This is a genomic window from Candidatus Blochmannia sp. SNP, assembly GCF_036549215.1.
Lineage (GTDB): Bacteria > Pseudomonadota > Gammaproteobacteria > Enterobacterales > Enterobacteriaceae > Blochmanniella.
Window position 1 is genome coordinate 1 of sequence record NZ_CP144371.1, and the last position, 23835, is coordinate 23835.

16 protein-coding genes and 2 tRNA genes are annotated in these 23835 nt (G+C 30.4%); all 18 read right to left on the bottom strand.

Translation table 11 applies throughout. The features are described from left to right. Positions 1 to 370 precede the first annotated feature (370 nt). Positions 371 to 1672: a threonine synthase gene (gene thrC / locus VOI34_RS00005; RefSeq protein WP_331828435.1), complete on the bottom strand. Its 1302-nt coding sequence runs from the start codon at positions 1670 to 1672 to the stop codon at positions 371 to 373. 3 nt (positions 1673 to 1675) lie between these two features. Further along, positions 1676 to 2611: a homoserine kinase gene (gene thrB, locus VOI34_RS00010; RefSeq protein WP_331828436.1), complete on the bottom strand. Its 936-nt coding sequence runs from the start codon at positions 2609 to 2611 to the stop codon at positions 1676 to 1678. Positions 2612 to 2632: 21 nt separating this feature from the next. Continuing rightward, complete coding sequence (gene thrA / locus VOI34_RS00015; RefSeq protein WP_331828437.1) at positions 2633 to 5080, bottom strand: bifunctional aspartate kinase/homoserine dehydrogenase I; 2448 nt, start codon at positions 5078 to 5080, stop codon at positions 2633 to 2635. Positions 5081 to 6071: 991 nt separating this feature from the next. Next, positions 6072 to 6500 (bottom strand): DNA polymerase III subunit psi, encoded by a 429-nt coding sequence (locus tag VOI34_RS00020; protein ID WP_331828438.1) that lies wholly within the window; start codon positions 6498 to 6500, stop codon positions 6072 to 6074. A gap of 101 nt (positions 6501 to 6601) precedes the next feature. Continuing rightward, positions 6602 to 8350 (bottom strand): DEAD/DEAH box helicase, encoded by a 1749-nt coding sequence (locus VOI34_RS00025; protein ID WP_331828439.1) that lies wholly within the window; start codon positions 8348 to 8350, stop codon positions 6602 to 6604. 666 nt (positions 8351 to 9016) lie between these two features. Further along, positions 9017 to 11116 (bottom strand): polyribonucleotide nucleotidyltransferase, encoded by a 2100-nt coding sequence (gene pnp / locus VOI34_RS00030; protein WP_331828440.1) that lies wholly within the window; start codon positions 11114 to 11116, stop codon positions 9017 to 9019. A gap of 153 nt (positions 11117 to 11269) precedes the next feature. Then, positions 11270 to 11539, bottom strand: coding sequence for a 30S ribosomal protein S15 (gene rpsO / locus VOI34_RS00035; RefSeq protein WP_331828441.1), 270 nt, complete (start codon positions 11537 to 11539; stop codon positions 11270 to 11272). A gap of 360 nt (positions 11540 to 11899) precedes the next feature. Continuing rightward, positions 11900 to 12670, bottom strand: a complete 771-nt coding sequence (gene truB, locus VOI34_RS00040) for a tRNA pseudouridine(55) synthase TruB (RefSeq protein WP_331828442.1) — start codon at positions 12668 to 12670, stop codon at positions 11900 to 11902. Between the two features lie 17 nt (positions 12671 to 12687). Further along, positions 12688 to 13077 carry a 30S ribosome-binding factor RbfA gene (gene rbfA / locus VOI34_RS00045; RefSeq protein WP_331828443.1) on the bottom strand — a complete coding sequence of 130 codons (390 nt, stop codon included), beginning with the start codon at positions 13075 to 13077 and terminating at the stop codon, positions 12688 to 12690. A 113-nt stretch (positions 13078 to 13190) separates the two neighbouring features. Then, on the bottom strand, positions 13191 to 15860 hold the full coding sequence (gene infB / locus VOI34_RS00050; RefSeq protein WP_331828444.1) for a translation initiation factor IF-2: 2670 nt from the start codon (positions 15858 to 15860) through the stop codon (positions 13191 to 13193). Between the two features lie 29 nt (positions 15861 to 15889). After that, positions 15890 to 17401 (bottom strand): transcription termination factor NusA, encoded by a 1512-nt coding sequence (gene nusA, locus VOI34_RS00055; protein ID WP_331828445.1) that lies wholly within the window; start codon positions 17399 to 17401, stop codon positions 15890 to 15892. Positions 17402 to 17877: 476 nt separating this feature from the next. Further along, a tRNA-Met gene (locus tag VOI34_RS00060) sits at positions 17878 to 17951 on the bottom strand. Between the two features lie 70 nt (positions 17952 to 18021). Continuing rightward, positions 18022 to 18108 (bottom strand) — tRNA-Leu (locus tag VOI34_RS00065). A 177-nt stretch (positions 18109 to 18285) separates the two neighbouring features. After that, on the bottom strand, positions 18286 to 18561 hold the full coding sequence (gene secG, locus VOI34_RS00070) for a preprotein translocase subunit SecG (RefSeq protein ID WP_331828446.1): 276 nt from the start codon (positions 18559 to 18561) through the stop codon (positions 18286 to 18288). A 167-nt stretch (positions 18562 to 18728) separates the two neighbouring features. After that, positions 18729 to 20087: a phosphoglucosamine mutase gene (glmM, locus tag VOI34_RS00075; protein WP_331828447.1), complete on the bottom strand. Its 1359-nt coding sequence runs from the start codon at positions 20085 to 20087 to the stop codon at positions 18729 to 18731. Position 20088: 1 nt separating this feature from the next. Beyond that, positions 20089 to 20937: a dihydropteroate synthase gene (gene folP, locus VOI34_RS00080; protein WP_331828448.1), complete on the bottom strand. Its 849-nt coding sequence runs from the start codon at positions 20935 to 20937 to the stop codon at positions 20089 to 20091. A gap of 129 nt (positions 20938 to 21066) precedes the next feature. Continuing rightward, positions 21067 to 23007, bottom strand: coding sequence for an ATP-dependent zinc metalloprotease FtsH (gene ftsH / locus VOI34_RS00085; RefSeq protein ID WP_331828449.1), 1941 nt, complete (start codon positions 23005 to 23007; stop codon positions 21067 to 21069). A gap of 63 nt (positions 23008 to 23070) precedes the next feature. Next, complete coding sequence (gene rlmE, locus VOI34_RS00090) at positions 23071 to 23703, bottom strand: 23S rRNA (uridine(2552)-2'-O)-methyltransferase RlmE (RefSeq protein ID WP_331828450.1); 633 nt, start codon at positions 23701 to 23703, stop codon at positions 23071 to 23073. Positions 23704 to 23835: the final 132 nt, after the last annotated feature.

Here is a 23835-nt window from a genome sequence, read left to right on the forward strand (position 1 = left end):
CTAAACGCCTCCACTGAAAATCAATTCAATCACACTATGCACCTGATATGCGGTCAAAACTGTACTTTTCAACCTTAAAATAAGTTTGTTTTCAAAACTTTTCAAAAACATCATACAAATTCTAATTTAATTATTATTTTATACACATATTACTAATAAAACTATAAAAAATACCTCTCCTAATAATAGAGTATGAACTGTTATGTAATATTTAATTTTCATCATTATTTCTATAAAATTTCGTGTTTTTACACTAATTGCATTATAAATTTATTAAATATTTGTTATTGAACACATCAATTGAATGTATACAAATATAAATATATTAAAAATTTTTTAATAACGATTAAATATCATTTATACATAAAATTTAAGATACTATTTTTAAAATTAAATTACGTAATGAAGAAAAACATTTAGATGTTTTATATGATAAAATAGGTAATTTCATACGTTTTTTTAAAGTATCCGGTAATACTACTCGTATCTTTTTTTTAAAAAAACACTCTACTAGTTCTTTAAATTTAACAGGATGAGCGGTACCAAGGCACATTCCAAATTCATCAGAATCCAATTGATCAGATAACAATCGATACGCTACAGCAGTATGAGGTTCAGAAAGATATCCTAAATTTGAAATTTCTTGAACTGTTTTTTCGGTAAGTATATCATTGACACAACCATATTTTAATTCTTTAATAGATCTATTTTCTCGATGAAACAATTCTTCTATTCTAGGCCAATTATTTGGGCAACTTACATCCATTGCATTAGAAAACGTTGAAACAGTAGGATGAGGTTTCCAATAACCATTTCGTAAGAATCTAGGTACAGTATTATTAATATTAGTAGCAGCAATAAACTTTCTCACTGGCAACCCACAAGATTGGGCTAATAATCCTGCAGTTAAATTCCCAAAGTTTCCGCTGGGAACTGCAATAACTAATTTATTACGCATCTGATGTGGTAGTTGTGATACTCCTTCAAAATAATAACAAACTTGCGCTAATATACGACTAATATTAATAGAATTGGCAGAATTTAAATCTAAAACCTGTCGTAATACACCATCTTCAAAAGCTTTTTTCACTAAAAATTGACATGAGTCAAAATCTCCATCTACTGATATAGTAGAAATATTACCTCCTAAAGTACAAAATAATTTTTCTTGCAATCCGCTAATTTTCCCTTTAGGATATAAAATAATAACGTGTATGTTGCTAAAATCAACAAAAGCATGGGCTACAGCTGCTCCTGTATCACCAGATGTAGCTGTAAGAATAACCATAGGCTTATCAGATTGATAATTAACTTTATTTAACATTTGTGCCATCAATCGGCTTCCAAAATCTTTAAAAGCTAAAGTTGGTCCATGGAAAAGTTCTAAAATAGCAATATTGTTTTTTATAAATACTAATGGTACTGGAAAATTAAAAGCATTCTGAACACAACTTAATATACTATTTTTTGATAACTCAGAGCCAATATATGTAGATAAAATATGCGCACTACGTTCTATAAAATTCATTTCTAACATAGAATTAATTTCAAGTACGGAGAACTTTGGAAGATCTGCCGGAAAAAATAACCCTTGATCCTTCCCTAGTCCTTGTATAAGAGCTTGACAAAACGTCACTTGTTCATCATGTTGTTTAATGTTATATAATTTCATTAACTATTCTACCATAATACGTGCTCCGCGCTGATCGAGGGAACAAATTCGAATAAAACCTGAATCATTTTGCAAATAAAAACGTGATAACCAATCAGAAATATCTTCTATTACATCATAAGTATTACATAATACAAAAATTGTTGGTCCAGACCCTGAAATACCACAAGATACAGCACCTTTTTTCATAATATTATGACGTATATAAGATAACTTTACTGGAAATAATCTCGAGCGATAAGGTTCTGCAATGATATCTTTCATGCATTCAATTGCTAAAGATTCTTGTTGAGTATGACAAGCATGAATGAATCCGGATAAATACTGGCTGTGATTAACGCAATCCTCGCGGTCATATTGATTTGGTAATATTGATCGCGACATCGCAGTGGATATTTTCACGCCCGGATATGCTAAAACCCATACCCAATTATTAAAATTAGGAATTACTTGGTTAACAATATTACAATTTTTTAAAATTAAACGCATACCTCCCAAAAAACAAGGCGATACATTATCAAAATGGATTGATCCAGAAATTTTTCCTTCCATTTCCCCCATTAATGCAAGCAATTGATCTTGATTAAGTGGAGATCCATAATGATAATTCATTGCTACTAATACAGCTACTATAGAACAAGCGCTAGAACCCAAACCAGAAGAAACCGGAATGTTTTTTTCTAACTTAATACTTAAAGGATACGTTTGCCCTAAAGTTTTACAAAACTTTTCCCAACACTGAAACACAATGTTTTCTTCTAATCGTGTTGGTAATTGATTATGAAAACATCCTATATTTTTTAAACTAAATATATTAGAATCTTCAATACTTACACAATCTCCCAGTAAACTACCATTTATCGGAGTAATTGCCATACCTAATGTATCGAATCCTACCCCAATATTACCAATAGATGCTGGAGCATAAACTCTGACCATATCTACATATCCTTACTATTTTTATGATAAAGTACGTAATAAATCTGCAAATACTCCTGCTGCTGTAACATCATTTCCTGCGCCATAACCACGTAATACTAATGGTAACGGCTGATAATACCGTGTAAAGAATGCAAGAGCGTTCTCTCCATCTTTTACTTTAAACAATGGATGATCATTATCTATAGATTCAACTTGTACACGACATTGTCCTTTTTGTATATTTCCAATGTAACGCAAGACATGTCCTGATTCATATGCTTTCTTAACTTTACTCAAAATAATGTCATCTAACAAATATAACTTTTCAAAAAAACTATCCGTATTACATTCACTCATGAAATTATGAGGTATTACTGGATCGATTTGAATATCCTCTAATTCCAATTCATATCCAACTTCTCGTGCTAAAATCAATAATTTCCTAGCGACATCTATACCAGAAAGATCATCTCTAGGATCTGGTTCAGTGTAGCCTTTCTTCTTAGCTAATAAAGTTGCAGCAGATAATGATAATCCCTCATCTAATTTTCCAAAAATAAAAGATAAAGATCCGGATAGAATACCTGAAAAACTTATTAATTCATCCCCAGCATTCAACAATTTTTGCAAATTTTCTATAACTGGCAATCCAGCCCCTACATTAGTATCATACAAAAATTTTCTTCGTGATGTTATCACAGCTTCTCTCAGCGTCCGATAACGTTTCATAGACCCTGTATTAGCTTTTTTATTTGGAGCAATTACATGACAACCATTTAATAAAAAATTTATATAATAATCAGCAACATCAATACTACTAGTACAATCAACAATAACTGGATTTAAAAAATGATTTTCTTTTACAGCATCTATTAATTTCTTCAAATCACAAGATTCATGTGATTTTTTAAGTGATGATTTCCAATCATTTAAATCAATTCCATTTATATTGATATACATCACTCGTGAATTAGTAATTCCACATACTCGTAAATCAATGTGTTTATTTTTTAACCAATATTTCTGACGTCTAATTTGTTCGATTAAAGCAGTACCAACACCTCCAGATCCAATAATAAATACTTCTATTAGCTGATCAACACTGAATAACATTTGATGAGCCACTCTAATTCCAATAGCAGTAACATTATTTTTCACAACTACCGAAATAGAACGCTCTGAAGATCCTTGAGCAATCGCAATAATATTAATATTAGCCCGAGCTAGCGCACCAAATAATTTGTTAGATAAGCCGAGTTGAGTACGCATACCATCGCCAACAACTGAAATAATTGCAAGATCTTGTATCACATCTATTGGCTCCAAAAGGCCATTTTTTAACTCTAAATTAAACTCGTCATTCAATGACGTACAAGCTTTTGATAATTCTTGATAAGGCACACAAAAACTTATACTATACTCGGAAGATGATTGAGTAATTAATACTACTGAGCATATAGCCTTAGACATTGCTGAAAATACGCGAGCAGCCATACCAATCATACCTTTCATTCCTGGCCCAGAAATATTTAACATTACCATATTATTCAGATATGTGATCCCTTTAACTATATTAGTTGAATCGTTATTAATTGGCCCAATTAATGTTCCAGGAGCATTAGGTTTAAAAACATTTTTTATTAAACAAGGTATATGGAATTGAGCAATTGGAACGATAGTGCGTGGATGTAAAATTTTAGCTCCAAAATAAGAAAGCTCCATGGCCTCTTGATAAGATAACGAATGTAATAATTTTGCATTAGGTACTTGATGCGGATCACATGTATAAATACCATCTACATCTGTCCAAATTTCACAACGATTAGCTCCTAAGCAAGCCGCCAAAATTGCAGCTGAATAATCGGAACCATTTCGACCTAAGGCAACTAATTCTCCTTGTTCATTGCCTGCAGTAAATCCAGCCATTAATATAATATTTGAATGAGAAATAGGTATATTTTGAATACGTCGCGCAGATTCTTCAATATTTACCATAGAAGCAAGATATCCTCCTCCTTGTGCCACAAGATTATCTACTGGATTAATAATAGTTATTTGAAGATTTCTTGCGATTAATAGACCTTCCATTAAAATAATAGATAATTTTTCCCCTAAACAAATAATGTTAGCATTGACACTGTCTGGACAAAATTTTAATAATGAAATTCCATGGAGTAAATTTTTTAAATGAATGAACTCTTTTTCTAAAATAGAATGCAAAGCTATATGATTAAACCCCGGTTGAATCTGAGCTATATCTTTTAATAAAGTATTAAACATAATTTCTATATTATGGATATGTTCTAAAATTGAATTACCATTCAATGTGTGATCGATGATGGATACTAGATGATTAGTAATCATTGCAGGTGCTGATAACACTGCTGCTATTTGTTCTTTTTGAGCATTTTTTTCAATAATATTGGCGACATGAATAAACTGATTTGCATTAGAAAGTGAAGTTCCACCAAATTTCAATACTCGCATGTTTTATCTCCTAAATATGATTTCTAATATCTCGAACCTTTATTAATAAAAATAGACACGTAAAAATCTTTTAATATTTATCCATATTATTTACCATATTTTCATGGATAATCATTATAATAAATAGTTAAAAATTAGAACAAGCACACATTATAATCAATTATATCATTATATCACTTAATATAAATACTATCTATAATAAAACTTTGTGATGAGATAACCGATTATTATTTAGGTATAGTAAAACGTTGCTAAATCAAAGTATTTGTTTTAATTAAAAATTAAAATATATATTATAAATTTATATATATATATATATATATATATATATATATATATATGTATGTATAAGTGTCTCACTATCATAAATATACAACATGTATTTATCAAAGATGTATTATCTATAAAATAGAATTAAATTAAGTAATGTTTACATATTCATATACTTGAATATTTATTATATTAAATATGAAACAAAATAATATCTTCTAATAAAACAATAAGAAAATAGTATTGTTCATTAACATAAAATATATTGCTAATATAAGAAATAATTTTACGAGATTTTCATATAATAATATGAATATCAATAAAATAAAAAATAGAATTAGTAAAATTGAAGATTTATTAAGTATTAATATATTTGTAAATAATCTTATATGTACTCCACATAAGTGGAGTATTAAAATCATACAATCAATATTATTGAATATTAATTTAATTAATTAAACAATTATTATTGATATGATACTAAAACAATTTAGTATTTCTTACAACATTAATTTCAATCGTACAACAAACTTTTATATATCTATATAAATAACATATGACTCATATGTCATATGCTAATTTCTATATTAATAGTTTCAAAAAATAATATATAGAGTATTCATAAATACATTTTTAAAACTCAAAATATAAAGCAATATTTATTATTATAATAAATATGATTAATTCCTTTTTTATTTTTGATAGAGTATTTCTAAAAAATTTAAATATTAAATTTAATACAACTAATTTGTCGCCATAAGTCACGTTTAGCTTTAATATTACATTTTAATATTGATAATGATGGAGTATTCAAACACATGCCATGAAAATTTTTTGATACTTCAGTGCCAATCCACCAACAGTGACAAGAAAATCCTGATGGAATAATTAAGTGGTTAATTTGACTATTAGTTAATGCGCATACTTCTCTAGAGCTCAGCTGAATAGCGCGTATAACATCCTTAATAAAAGGGTCATTTAAAGATATTGGAAAATCTGACGATATTAATAATAAACGAAGACATACCCATAATTTAATCTGATTATTATTATTTAAAACTATGGGATATCGTAATTTCCACGGTACAATACCTAATTTCCATAGAACAGAATTATTTTTTTTTTGTTTATCTTTGTTATTAAGACACATACTTACTCATATTCAATGTATATAGCATTACATATAACCAATATAAATAATTAATACTAAACAGTAATGATATGTTTAACTAATTTAATTTTTATATAATCTTATCGGATATATATATTTTCAGAAAAATTTTTTTTATTATGATACGTACTACTACGTAAAGACGTGCTGCCTAATAATTTCATATTTATTGGTTTATTTAAAATTCGTGCATGAGACAACTGAGTTAATATTTTATTATTAGATAGTCCTTTATTTAGTTCAATAATAGAATGAAAAGAAAATAATCTAATATTACCTATTCCATAACAACGAATATTATCAATTTTATTTGAAAGCATCCCAATAATATGACGGATTTTAACTCCATCGTTACGTCCTACTGATATATGATAAATATCCATATTGTCAGAAGAAATTTTCTTAAATTTACACCTAACTTTCAAAGTTCTATTATCAATGCGACAGTTATTTTTATAATTATTTTTCATACGTATTTTATAATCTGATTTATTTTTAATAACTGGATCTGGAGGCAATACTAATGGACGATTTCCTTGTGCTATTTTTAATAAAACGGCTGCTAAATTTTCTATTGTCAAACCTTTTTTAGGTTTTATTTGCGGTAATAATGATCGATATATATCTAAATCATTATTAGTATTTAATTGACATTCTATTTTATTGGCAAATTTAGCCAAACGGCAAGCAAGTAAAGTTTTAACAGTAGGATGTCTAACTTCTGTAATATTTAAATTTATTTTACGTTCAATATTACGTAATATACGAAATTCTTTATATTCTACAAATAATAAAGATTTTCCGACGCGTCCTGCTCTACCAGTTCTTCCTATACGATGTATATAGGCATCAGAATTTATTGGTATATCATAATTTATTACTAAACTAATACGATGAACATCTAATCCACGAGCAGCAACATCAGTAGCTATAAGAATTTGTAAACTTCCATGTCTTAATCGATTTAGCGTTTGATGCCGTATTGCTTGATTCATATCTCCGTTTAAAGCCGCACTGTTATAACCAAATTTCTCTAATATGTTAGAGATTTCCAACGTTGCACATTTAGTACGAACAAAAACAATGGCTGCTTCAAAATCTTCTGTTTCTAAAAACCGCATTAATGCTTCATGTTTAGCTATTCCGCGCACTAACCAATAACTTTGTTTAATATCAGCACACATATTCGTATCAGTATGGATATACACTTCTTTTGGATTATTCATAAATCTATAACTTATGCGGCGAATACCCATAGGTAAAGTAGCAGAAAATAATGCTGTTTGGTGTTTAATTGGAATATTTTTAATGATATGTTCAATGTCTTCAATAAATCCCATACGTAACATCTCATCAGCTTCATCTATCACTAAAGTTTTTAATTTAGATAAATCAGCAGTACCACGATTTAAATGATCTATTAATCTACCTGGAGTGCTGACAATAATATGAGGCCTCTTATTTAAAGCACTCAATTGAATGTCATAGCTTTGTCCTCCACATAAAGTCACAATATTTATTTTATTCATATATCTTGTAAAATCAGAACATACTCTTCCAATTTGGATCGCTAATTCTCGAGTAGGTGTCACAATTAAGCCTTGAGAAAAAGAATCATTAATATCGACATTATGCAGTAGGGGTAATACAAATGCCGCAGTTTTTCCACTACCTGTATGCGCCATTCCCAACACATCATATCCGGCCAACAAATATGGAATACACTGAGTTTGGATAGGTAAAGGTTTTTCATATCCGATATCATGTAAGACATTAATTATATGATGATTTAACCCTAAATCCATAAAAGAATCTGCGGTTTTTGACATCTGTAATTACTCCATATTTAATAAACCAATTAACTATATAAGTGTAATAGAAAAATTTTTATAAAAACAATATTCCATAATGTAGAAATACGTGTGTATATGTATTAAGATTATTCAAAGAATAATACTACTGTTTTATATATATGAATTTCAGCAGTTTATGATTAAAAATTGTATAATATTTGTGAAAACTACATTAAAAACATAAATATTGTCTTTACGAAAAACAAGAATATTGATTCTCAAAATGCTACTAAAGGATCACCCGCATACAATAATAATTTGTATACTGTTTGTTGTATAATAACATGCACAACAAATAAGATTCCAATTTTTATTTACTTCCTGAATATCTATACTTATTTTGTAATGCACAAATATGCCATTGCGTATCTATTCATTTGAATCTCTATTTATGAAATAATAATTATAAATTTATTCCTAAATTTCTTCCTACAAATATATTATTAAACTATGTATTTTCTATTTATATTAAATAATTTCAAATATAATTAAATTACTGTAAGTCGTAATATAATACGTTTCAGATAGGTAATAAATAAATAAATAATTATCAATCTATATAAATAACTACAAACCATATATTATATGTATATGCACACATATAACAACCAAATAACTATTATCATTATAGTATATAATATTTTATACGGCTGTTATTCCCTTCATACTCAAACGAATTCGTCCTTGACGGTCTATTTCTAATACTTTTACTAATACTTCTTGTCCTAATTTTAAATAATCAGTAACTTTATTTATTCTTCTTTCAGAAATCTGAGAAATATGTACTAATCCTTCTTTTCCAGATAAAATAGTTACGAATGCTCCAAATTCAACAATATGCGTAACTTTTCCAGTGTAAATAGCTCCTATCTCAACATTTGCAGTAATATCGTTAATTCTGCGAATAGCTTGTTTTGCTTTATCATAATCTAAAGAAACTATTCTTATGGTACCATCGTCTTCGATATCAATAATAGTGTTAGTTTCTTCAGTCAATGAACGAATGACAGATCCTCCTTTTCCTATAACATCTTTAATTTTACTTGGATTAATTTTAATACTGTATATTCTTGGTGCAAATATTGAAATTTCTTTCTTAGGAACCTTAATAATTTTATCCATCAAATCTAATATTTGAAATCTAGCATGTTTTGATTTTTCTAATGCAATATTTATAATATCATAAGTAATTCCATCTGTTTTAATATCCATTTGCAGTGCCGTTATACCTTGACGACTACCAGATATTTTAAAATCCATATCTCCAATATGATCCTCATCGCTTATAATATCAGATAATATCACAAAATCATTTCCTTCTTTAATTAATCCCATAGCAACACCAGCAACTGATGCTTTAATTGGTACTCCGGCATCCATTAACGCCAAAGATGTTCCACAGATAGATGCCATGGAAGATGATCCATTGGATTCAGTAATTTCTGATACTACACGTATTGTATAAGGAAATTCATTAGAATCAGGCATAACCGCCAACATTCCGCGCTTTGCTAATCGCCCGTGTCCAATCTCTCTTCTTTTTGGAGCACCCATAATGCCTATTTCCCCGACACAATATGGTGGAAAATTATAATGCAATAAAAATCTATCAATACGCGTTCCAATTAGTCCATCAACATTCTGTGCATCACGTTCTGTACCAAGTGTGACAGTGACTAATGCCTGAGTGTCGCCTCGAGTGAATAATGCTGATCCATGAGTACGAGGTAATATACCTGTTTTTATATCTATTTCGCGAATTACATCTTTTGAACGTCCGTCAACACGTAATTTATTTGCTAGGATACGATAACGAATTGATTGTCTTTCTAAACAATTTAAAAGACACATGATTTCCTTTTCTTCGACAAGGCCATTACTATTATAGCTACTATTAAGCACAGTTTTTATTATGTCTTTCTTAATGTTGTCAACTTGAGCATGACGTTCCTGTTTATCAAAAAAACAATATATATCTTTAGAACGAGACTCATATAATTCAGATAAATATGTTTTTAAAGGCATGTTAATTTCTTTTTCTTTCCAAAAACATTTAGATTTTCCAGATTTTTTGACTAATTTATTAATATTGCAAATTACTGTCTGTTGTTGTTCGTGTCCAAATGTAATAGCATCTAACATTTCTTTTTCGCTTAGCAAGCATGATTCTGATTCCACCATTAAAATATTAGATTCAGTTCCTGAAATAACCAAATTTAATTTACTATTAGATAACTCCGTTCTTGTTGGGTTTAATACATATTTATTTTTAATGTAACCAACTCTAGCTGCTCCAATTGGTCCTGAAAACGGAATATCGGATAAACTTAATGCAGCAGAAACTCCTATTATTGCCACGATATCCGGATCCACCTGAGGATTTACTGACATCACTGTAGCAACTACTTGTACATCATTAGTAAATCCTTTGGGAAATAATGGTCGAATAGGGCGATCAATTAAACGAGATATTAACGTTTCGTTTTCACTCGGACGACCTTCTCTACGAAAGAAACCTCCTGGAAATTTTCCGGCAGCATACGTACGTTCTTGATAATTTACAACAAGAGGAAAAAAATCTTGTTCTAGTTTTGATTGATTAGAACTAACTACAGTAACAAGTACTGTAGTATCATTCATACTAACCATGACTGCAGCATTTGCCTGACGAGCTATAGTTCCAATGTCTAAAGTTATAATATGTTTCCCATATTTAAATTTATGAATAATCGGATTTAACAAAACAATATCCTTCTATATTTAAAATATAATTTTTATGTATCGAATTAATCATCTATGATTTATTAACAAATGCTTTTTTATTTTACTTTTTAACTTTAAAATAGTAAGCCATAAACACATTGTGATTTTAATTGAATTAAAAATTCATCCTTCCTAATGACGTAATCCTAAATTTTTTATTAAATTAGTATAACGTAATACTTGATTTTCTTTTAAATATTTTAATAATCTCCGTCGATGAGAAACCATTTTAAGTAATCCACGGCGACTATGGTGATCTTTTTTATGTTTTAAAAAATGATGCTTCAAATAATCAATACGTTCAGTTAATAAGGCAACTTGTACCTCAGTAGAACCGGTATCTTTAGGACCGTAACCAAACGTAGAAATTATTTCTGCTTTCCTTTTAGCATTCCAAGACATGCAAAATACCTTTTATTTTAGAAACCTATGTTTAAAGATAAATTATATTTTAAACTGAAGTTAAATAAAACTTTAATTAATATCCAATGTTCTATTTTAACTATCATCCCATTATGTAAAAAATAAATAAATTAAATAATAGCGAAACATAGTTCTTGTACCTCATACATGATTCTCACAGGTTTGAATTACCGTTCTAATTCACTTTTCTTTTAAAAAATGCATACAACACAATAAATAATACAGTAATATTTATACACGTACCATGTAATAGAATAAAATAATCAAAATATATTCTACTATTTTGTATTTTTAATTTAATTAGTAAGAATGTATGCGCTATAATTTCATTTATATTTATTAACTATATTTAATGTGTTCAAGCATAATCGAGTTCATTGGTATCAATAATTCATCTAATTTACAAAAAGCTTCTAAATCATCAAAAGAGTCATTATAAAAAATAGTTTCTAGGGTTTTTATATTTATCATAGATGAGGATACATATTTCCCAACTGATAAACGACGCAATGCTATGACATGCGCTCCACAACCTAAGTTTTCCCCAATGTCATTTATCATACTCCGAATGTAAGTGCCTTTAGAACAACGAACATCTAATTCAATAATATTTTCTGTCTTTTTAAGAAGATTTAGATTATATATATGAACTATCCTAGGTTTTCTAGGAATGATTATTCCTTTTCTAGCATATTTATATAAAGGCAACCCACGATATTTTAATGACGAAAACATAGGAGGAATCTGATTTTTTACTCCTCTAAAAGATTCTAAACATTGTTCTAATTTACTATTATTTAGTTGTACAGATGAAACACGAACAATTATCCCATCTGAATCAAAAGTATCAGTACTTATTCCCAATTGAGCGATTACTTTATATCTTTTGTCATAATTCAACAAATATTTTGCAAATTTAGTCGCCTTTCCAAAACAAATAGGAAGCATTCCTGTAGCCAAAGGGTCTAAAGTGCCAGCATGTCCTATTTTATTTGCACAAAATAATTTATTGATTTTATTCAATAATGAACCAGAAGATATACCCTTAGGTTTGTCTAATAATAAAATACCACTAATATCTCTAATTAATTTGTTCTTATATCTCTTCACTAATAACTCTAATATATTTAACTTAGTTTCTCTATCGCAATCTTTGTTGTAATAGTAGTGATCAAATCACATACTTTTGTTCCTTCACGTAATGAAGAATCATACTTAAATAACAAAATAGGAATAATACGTAAGCACATGGTATTAGCCAATAAAAAACGAATGAAACGCGAAGCACGTTGTAATATTACAATAGCAGAATTTATTTCTTCTGGACTGTCTTTATCAATAAAAGTAACGAAAATATTAGCGTTTTTTAAATCTTTAGATACTTTAACTCCTGAAACGGTAGGTTTACCTATACGGATATCATCGATTTTATGCTGCAAAATAATCGAAATATTTTTATGTATTTCTTGAGAAATACGCTGAGTGCGATAATGGCTATTTTGGTGCTGAATGTACATTTCCCCCCTTACCTTTTATAAAATAATCACACCCTACGTTCCGTTCATATACAAACACGACTATACCCTCAATTAAATAAAGATCTAACAATCAAGCATATCTTATTTAAAGGTTATACATGAGACATTTTGATGATATCAAATACTTCAATCATATCTCCAGAATGAATATCATTATAATTTTTTATACCGATACCACATTCAACCCCACTTCTTACTTCGTTGACATCATCTTTAAAACGACGTAACGACTCTAATTCGCCTTCATAAGTAACTATATTATCTCGTATAATCCTAATCTTTTTATGGCATTTTATCATCCCTTCAATAACTATACAACCAGCAATATTTCCATGCTTTGGTGACCGAAACACACTCCGTACCTCTGCTAAACCAATACTCTCATGTTTATATCGTGGAACTAACATACCATGCATCATTTGTTTTACTTCATTTATTAAATCATAAATTACTGAATAATAACGCACATCTATTTGATCTAATTCAATTATACGTCGTGTAGCAAGATCCGCTCTAACATTAAATCCTAAAATAACCGCATTATAAGCTGCTGCTAATGCGATATCAGTTTCAGTAATACCACCAATAGACGAAGATAAAATCTTTACTATTATATTACTAGTTGATAAATTTTCTACAGTTTCACGAATAGCCTCAGAAGAACCTTGTGTATCAGATTTAATAATTAAATTCAATTCAGTAATAGTGCCACTGGTAGTATTCTTAATATTAGCAAAAATATTTTCTATATTAGGTTCTTTTTGACGAGCTAATTTCATTTCTCTAAATTTTCCTTGACGATATAAAGCTACTTCTCGCGCTTTTTTTTCATCACGCACCACAATAACCATTTCTCCAGAATCAGGTATTCCTGATAAACCTAATAATTCAACCGGGATTGATGGACCTGCTGAAATAACATCATGACCAAATTCATTTCGCATAGCACGTACCCGTCCATATTCTGTTCCACACAGAATGATATCACCACATTTTAATGTGCCTTCACGAACTAAAACAGAAACTACAGGCCCACGCCCTTTATCTAAAAAAGACTCAATAACCGTAGCGCTTGCCATACCATGACGCATTGCTTTTAATTCTAATATTTCTGACTGTAACAAAATAGCATCTAATAAATTATCTATCCCATCTCCTGAAATAGCAGAAACATTTATAAACTGCGTATCGCCACCCCAATCTTCTGGAATAAGACCATGATGATTTAGATCATTTTTTATTCGTTCAGGATTTGCTTCTGATTTATCAATTTTATTTATTGCTACTACCACAGGAACATTAGCAGCTTTGATATGCTGTATTGCTTCAATAGTTTGAGGCATCACCCCATCATCAGCAGCTACCACTAAAACTACAATATCCGTTAACTGAATTCCACGAGCACGCATAGCTGTAAATGCCGAATGTCCAGGAGTATCTAGAAAAGTAATCATTCCATGATCAGTACTTACATTATATGCACCTATACTCTGAGTAATACCTCCTATTTCAGAAGATGCTATTTTAGTCGAGCGAATACGATCAAGAAGAGAAGTTTTTCCATGATCTACATGGCCCATGACAGTAACTATCGGTGCTCGATTTTCAATCGTAGCACAACTATTAATACGATCATTCATAATTAACTCTTCTAGTTCGTTATCATGGCGTAAAATAACTTTATGTCCCATTTCTTCCGCTACTAATTGAGCTGTTTCTTGATCAATAATTTTGTTAACAGTTGCCATGATTCCTAATTGCATCATCACTTTAATAACATATGAGCTTTTTATTGACATTTTGTTAGCTAAATCAGCTACACTTATAGTTTCTCCAATAATAATATCGCGAGTAATGATTTGAACAGGCTTATTGAAACTTTGTAGTAATGCGCTTTGTTTGCGCTTATTTTTACCTATTCGATTCGAAACATATAACTCTTCTTCTTTACCAAATTCATCAGGCATAATTGCGTATAGACGATGATTATTGCTTCTTTTGTGTTGCTGTTGTTTCGTTAGTTTTCCTCCACTGCGATTCCGTGTACGCGTACGAGAGCGATTACGTCGTTCGTTCTCTAATTTTTGATTATTATTTTTTTCTATTGGTGAAGACATACGATATAATTTATTACTATTACGATTATTTTCTAAATTAGGACGAATTACTTTTGAATTTTCAATATTCCAATTATCTTCAGATTTATTTTTAATTGATTGTATTTCATTTTTTTCTTGTAAATATTTATCTTCAACTTTACGATGATACACTTTTTCTGTCACTTTTTCTTTACATCTTACTGATTCAGAATAATGCCGATTTTTTTTAGAATGCTGTGTTAAAAAAAACGGATTTATAGTGTCATCTACTTTTTTATTTATTAAATTATTTTTTTCAGTTAAATCAGCTACATCATTATTAACATTAGATACCATTTTATTTTTTAAGTCAACACACTCTGATTCTTGTAAAGCAGCATATTGTATGTATGTAAGTTTCTTTCGTATTTCTATCTGTACTTGTTTACTTTTACCGCCAATACCGGATACATTCACGGTACTACGTGTTTTTCGTTGCAATGTTAATTTATTAGATAATCCTTTTTTATTACCACTCATATGTTTAAATAAAATTTCTTTTTCTATTTGAGTTATAACATCCTTTTCTGTTTTAAAAATGCCAAGATATGAAAACCATTGTATTAATTGATCTACCGACGTTTTCATTTCCATAGCAAATGATTGTATGGTACTATCTATCATGGCGTTCCTTAATTATTACTACAATAATATTAATGTTTATTATCATTATTAAACCAACAAATATTGCGAGCTTCCATAATTAATTCTCCAATTTTTTCTTTGGTTACTCCTTTGATATCAGATAGAATCGAAATATCTTGTTCAGCTAAATCTTCTAATGTAGAAATACCACGGTCAATTAATTTTAATGCCAATTCATATTCAATATTAGATAATCTCAACAACTCTATAATAGGATTAATAATAGCAGGATGATTGTTATCTTTGACATCTTGATTATGTGTAATAGAAAAATTTTTTAAAGCATCTCTTGCACGATTCCTAATTGCTTCCACTGTTTTAGTATCAATTTTCTTTATCGATAACAGTTCTGTTATGGGTACATACGCTAATTCTTCAAGTGAAGAAAATCCTGAATCAATTAAAATTTGAGCTGATTGTTCGCTAATATTTAAAGTATTAACAAAAATATTAGTGACAGCACATATTTCAACCTGACGTTTTTTTTCTAACTCGTCTACAGTCATAATATTTAATTCCCAACCACTTAATTGAGATACTAGACGAATATTTTGTCCGTTTCGTCCGATAGCTTGAGCCAAATTAGATTCTTCTACCGAAATATCCATTGTATGCTTATCTTCATCTATAACAATGGATGCGACATCAGCAGGAGACATAGCATTAATAACAAACTGTACGGGATTATCATCCCACAACACAACATCTACGCGTTCTCCTCCTAATTCACTAGAAATAGCCTGAACACGTGCTCCTCGCATACCCACACAAGCACCTATTGGATCAATACGCTTGTCATTTGTTTTAACAGCAATTTTTGCTCGTGAACCAGGATCTCGAGCGGCAGTCTTAATCGTAATTAATTCTTCTCCAATTTCAGGCACTTCAATGCGAAATAATTCAACCAACATTTCAGTTCTAGTGCGACTTATAAACAATTGAGGACCTTTAAAATCTGGTCGAACTAAGTACAGAATACCACGAATTCTATCTCCTAATCTAAAATTTTCACGTGGCAGCATCTCTTCTTTATTAATGATCCCTTCAGCATTATTTCCCAAATCTATATTAATACTATCTCTATTAATTTTTTTTACTATACCGGTTACAATGTCGCCTTGTCGACTTAAAAACTGTTCTATAATAATTGCTCGTTCAGCTTCACGTACTTTCTGAACAATAACCTGTTTTGCAGTTTGTGTTGTAATACGATTGAAACTAACAGATTCAATAACATCTTCAATGTAATCATAAATTTTAATTTTTGGATTTTCAAACCGAGCAGCGTCTAATGTAATTTCCTTAGTAGGTTGAGTAACTTGCTCTACTACAATCCATCTCCTAAACGTGTTAATCTGACCTGATTTACGATCAATTGCAACACGCACTTCAACATCCTGTTCATATTTTTTTCTTGTAGCAGCGGCTAATGCAATCTCTAATGCTTCAAAAATTTTTTCCTGAGGTACAGCTTTTTCATTAGAAACTGCTTCTACTACAGCCAAAATCTCTTTATTCATCTTAGTTATCTCAAAAATCTATTTTTAATAACTACCAACAAGTATTACTGAATTTAGGTTTGTTTTTCAAACATAACAATCTTTTAGTCATTTTCATTTAAAATATAAAATTACCACAATTATCGATTCAAATTATAAAAATTATGATTAAATAGACAAGCGCTAATCCAGCATCCTGCATTATATCAGACAAAACCTCATAGCACGTATAACAGAATTCTATTTGATATTGTGAAGCTAATAGTGAATCTTGATAAATTTTCATATAAAATAATCGGCACAATCCACTTATTCGATAATATACAATATTATATGTATCAAAATTAATCCATCAAGACTCTCTAGAGATTAATTGGTGACCAACAAACGACAAACCAATTAAATGACTGATGGCTCTTAACTAAAAATACTAACATATTCTTATTATTTTTATTTTATAATACAAGACTTATCAAGCGCGTACTACATTAACAGGGTTGCGGGGGTCGGATTTGAACCAACGACCTTCGGGTTATGAGCCCGACGAGCTACCATACTGCTCCACCCCGCGTTAATATTAAAACAGTGAAATTATACACTATACGACTCTAGAAAATCAAATTATTTATATCATAAAGTAATACCGAGGACGGGATTCGAACCCGCAATCTCAAACAAGAGAAACTACCACCTCAAAGTAGCGTGTCTACCTGTTCCACCACCTCGGTATATTGATGCAAATATCATCAAAATAATACATATACATCGATCGCTATTATTTATATTGATTACTAATTACATATATCCGTATATATTGTTTATCGTACATGAATAAATACATCTGTCTGATATATTGTTATATATTATGTTTTCCAATAAAAAGCTTAAATAAATTTAATTTAATATTAAAATTGACCATTTTGTACACTACTTTGAATATATTTCTGATTTTGTTTACTATTCATATTTCCTAATAACAAACTAAGTAAAAAAAACAATATAGCTAAAATTACTATCAAACGAGTTATGCCATCATTGAAACCTCCTGAACTTAGCATATCACTTAAAGATCGATTACTAAACATTCCTCCAGAATCGTTATCTTTATTTTGTTGCAACATAATCAATACAATCAAAGTTACTGCTATTATTACAAATATAACTAAAAAAGTTTGATACATAACATTATATTATCCTTACATAAGTATAAATTATTGCAATTAAATAATAGCTATGTACTTAATTTTATAATTAAATGAACTTCATTCATATAATTATAAGTTATTTAACTTACTAAAATTAGTAGTACATAATATATAGCAAATGCTAAACTCAATTACCATCGTATTTATTTTATTTGAGATCTTACTACAGAAGCAATTTTATTTGCTAAATACAATATTTTATCGTAACGTTTTCCTTCTACCATAATACGGATATATGGCTCAGTACCGGACTTACGTAATAACACACGTCCTTGTTCAGATAATTCCTCTGCTACTGCTTTGGCTTCTTTTTTAACTAAATCAGATTCTAGAGGACTATTAATACCAGAATAATATACATTAACTAAAATTTGGGGTAATAAACACATGTCATTGCATAATTCATATAAACTTGCACAATTATTTACCATTGCAGACAATATTTGGAGAGCAACAATAATACCATCTCCTGTAGTAGTTTTGTCTAAAAGTACAATATGTCCTGAATTCTCTCCGCCAATATGCCAACCCCTTTTTTTTAACATTGAAAGTACACAACGATCACCGATGCCAGCAGCACGTATAAAAGGGATATTTAACTGTTTTAATGCTGATACAAGTCCCATATTGCTCATAAGAGTGCCTACTACACCTCCTGTTAGCTGCTTGTTGCTATGATACAATTTTTCTCGAGCAATAATATATAACATTTGATCACCATCTACTTTATTTCCAAAATGATCAACCATAATTACTCTATCGCCATCTCCATCATAAGCAATACCTAAATCTGCCTTTTTTGCCAATACCTGAGCACGTAGTTGCCGAATATTTGTAGCGCCACATTCCTTATTAATGTTTACCCCATTCGGACGACATGCAATAGTAACCACGTTAGCACCTAACTCACGAAATACACTCGGAGCTATATGGTAAGTAGCTCCATTAGCACAATCTACAACTATTTTTAATTTTCTTAAACTAAGATGAGTTGGAAAAGTTCCTTTACAAAATTCTATATAACGACCAGCTGCGTCAACAATGCGACTAGCTTTTCCTAGTTCTTTTGGATCAACACATGTTAAACACTTATTTAACTCTATTTCTATAGAATGCTCTACTTCGCTATCTAATTTAGTGCCCTTAACAGAAAAAAATTTAATACCATTATCATAGAAAGGATTATGAGAAGCAGAAATTACAATACCAGCCTCAGCTCTAAAAGCGCGAGTTAAATATGCAATAGCTGGAGTAGGCATGGGACCAGTTAATGCTGCTGACAAACCAGCAGCAGCTAACCCTGACTCTAATGCTGATTCTAACATATACCCAGAAATACGAGTATCTTTTCCAATAATAATTTGATTAGATCGACCTTTACTATAACAACTTAATACCTTGCCTGCAGCCCAACCAAGCTTCAGAACAAAATCTGGAGTGATTGGAGTACTTCCAACTCTACCTCTAATACCATCAGTACCAAAGTATTTGAGGTGCTTCATATTAGGTTTCCTTACTTTTTTTATGTTGAAACATAGTTTTAACTACTTGTAATGCTTCTGCCGTTTCCTTGACATCATGTACACGAATAATTCGTACGCCTTGTACAGCTGCAATTACTGCACAAGTAATACTACCTATTAATCTGTTTTTAGGATCATATTGATTATTACTAAAACTAAGCATCGATTTACGTGATATACCAACTAATAAAGGTAAACCAAAATGATGAAAATATTTTAAATTAGCTAAAAGCTGATAATTATGTACTAAATTCTTTCCAAAACCAAAACCAGGATCAAGTAATATTTTATCTCTGGTAATACCAGCCAACTCAAAACGGGATATTTGTTTAGAAAAATATTCATTTACTTCAGCTACGACATTAGAATATATCGGAAAATTTTGCATTGTTTTAGGCTGTCCTTTCATATGCATTAAACATATCGGTAGCTTACAATCTACTGCAGCTTGCATAGATCCTTTAGTAGTAAGAGAGCGTACATCATTAATTAAATGAGCACCAATAGCCGCGCTTTCACGTATTACTAATGCTGATGATGTATTTATTGAGATACAAGTATCAAAACGTTGTGCTATAGCACGTACTACAGGTATAACACGTTCAGCTTCTTCTTCATCACTTATAATATCGGCTCCAGGTCGTGTCGATTCACCGCCAACATCAATCAAAGTAGCGCCATCAGAAATCATACGAAATGCATGATCAATCGCTTTATAAAAAGTATAATACTTTCCTCCATCAAAAAAAGAATCAGGAGTAACATTTAAAATACCCATAATTTGAACTGCAGAAAAATTTAAATTACGTTTGTTTACAACCGAACTCATAAATTTACATACATCTCTAATATATTGTTTTTAAATTAAAATATACATTGTTTTTTTATAAAAAAGACAAAATTTTTGATAAAAATAACTAATATTGATTTTTATTCTTTCATGTAAATTATCACAATATTATTGTGACGCAGTATCAGGGTTATCATTATAAGATTCTCTGTTTACTGATTTTGGCTCTTTTACAGAAGAAATACAAGAATCAGCATTCTTATCGTTACTTGTATCAAATGGACTATTTTCCCATCCAGACGGAGGCTCAATTGATTTTCTATCCATTAAATCATTTATCTGAGATGCATTAATTGTTTCATATTTTATTAATGCATCCTTCATAGAATGAAGGATGTCTACATTTTCTATTAAAAGATTTTGAGCACGAACATAATTTCTTTCAATCAAAAATTTAATTTCCTGATCAATAATACGAGCAGTTTCATCAGACATATGTTTTGCTTTAGCTACTGAACGTCCAAGAAATATCTCTCCCTCTTCCTCTGCATACAACAATGGCCCAAGTTTTTCGGAAAATCCCCATTGAGTTACCATATTCCGAGCAATAGAAGTAGCGACCTTAATATCATTAGATGCGCCAGTGGATACTTTATTTGGACCATAAATTATTTCTTCAGCAAGTCTACCTCCATATAACGTAGAAATTTGGCTCTCTAATTTTTGTCGACTTGTACTAATTGCATCACCCTCTGGTAAAAAAAATGTTACACCTAGAGCACGCCCCCTAGGGATTATAGTAACTTTATGCACTGGGTCATGCTCTGGAACCAATCTACCGATTATAGCATGACCAGCCTCATGATAGGCTGTAGATTCTTTTTGAGCTTCTGTCATTACCATAGAACGACGCTCAGCACCCATTACAATCTTATCTTTAGCTTTTTCAAATTCTACCATTGATACCATATTCTTATTATTACGAGCGGCAAATAATGCTGCTTCATTTACAAGATTAGCTAAATCAGCTCCTGAAAATCCCGGTGTCCCCCTAGCAATTACTAATATATCTACATCCGATGATAATGGTACATGACTAACATGTACTTTTAATATTTGTTCCCTACCTCTAATATCTGGTAATCCCACAACTACTTGACGATCAAATCGACCTGGCCTCAATAAAGCTGGGTCCAATACATCTGGACGATTAGTGGCTGCTATAACAATAATGCCTTCATTTCCTTCAAATCCATCCATCTCTACTAACATCTGATTTAAAGTTTGTTCACGTTCATCATGTCCTCCTCCTAACCCTGCGCCTCTTTGACGACCAACTGCATCAATTTCATCTATAAAAATAATACATGGCGCAGCTTTCTTAGCTTGTTCAAACATATCCCGCACACGAGATGCTCCAACACCTACGAACATTTCTACAAAATCAGAACCTGAAATAGTAAAAAATGGAACTTTTGCTTCTCCAGCAATTGCTTTTGCTAAAAGTGTTTTTCCAGTACCAGGAGGTCCTACCATTAATACTCCTTTTGGAATTTTTCCGCCTAATTTTTGAAATCTACTAGGTTCACGCAAATAATCTACTAATTCCTTTACCTCTTCTTTTGCTTCATCACATCCTGCTACATCTGCAAAAGTAGTTTTAATTTGATCTTCAGTTAACATACGTGCTTTACTTTTCCCAAAAGACATAGCGCCCTTTCCGCCTCCTTGCATTTGACGCATAAAGAAAACCCACACCCCAATTAATAATAACATTGGAAACCAAGAAATAAAAATAGATGTAATTAAACTAGGTTCTTCTGGAGGCTCTCCAACAACTTTTACTTTTTTGGTTAAAAGAATATCAAGTAATTTTGGATCATTTACTGGGATATAAGTAGTATAACGATTACTATCTTTTTTTATAACAACAATTTCACGACCGTTAATACGAGCTTCTTTAACTTGATCTTGGTTTAAATCATACATAAAAGTAGAATAATCCAATTTACGACTACCCGAGTCGCTAGGCCCGAAACTCTGGAACAAAGATATAAAAACCACCGCAATAACCAACCAGAGACCTAGGTTTTTAGCCATATCACTCAAAAGATTAACCTCGCAATTGCATTACAACAAAATTTTAATAGTTTTAACATGTTACATGACATATCAATTATATTTACGTTTTTTCGCTACAATATAGACTTCACGAGAATGAGACCTAGAGGCATCTGGTTTACGGATTTTCACTATGTGAAATAAAGAACGTACATCATACATGTATTTATCCAACCCCTTACCCTGGAAAACTTTTACTAAAAAAGCTCCCCCACACATTAAGACATCACGACATATATTTAATGCTACATGTCCAAGACATATAGACCGATTAACATCAATTATTGATATGCCAGTCATATTAGGAGACATATCAGATAGAACAACATGAGCCTTTTGTTGTCCTATCCATGTACGCAATATTTTAAAAACATTAGGATCAGAGCAATCTCCTTGCAAAAAATTTACTCCAGAAATTCTACGCATGGGTAATATATCGCACGCTATAATGCGCCCTGTATTGCCTATTCTATTTTTGACATAAATCGTCCACCCGCCAGGCGCTGATCCTAAATCTATTACTGTCATGCCAGACGAAATTAACATATCCGTATGATTTATTGAATCTAATTTAAACCAAGATCGTGATCTCAATTCCTGTTTTCGTGCTTTTATCACATATTGGTCTTTGCAATATTTTTGTAACCACTTTGAAGAATATATAGAACGTTTTTTATCTGCCATATCAGATTATTTCTTAAACATTTTTTATAAACAACATTGATAAAAATAATAATAACTAGTATTTTTTAATATTAGTTAAATAAAGATCATAATTTTTATATAAAATTAGTTAATTTTTTCATATATAGTTTA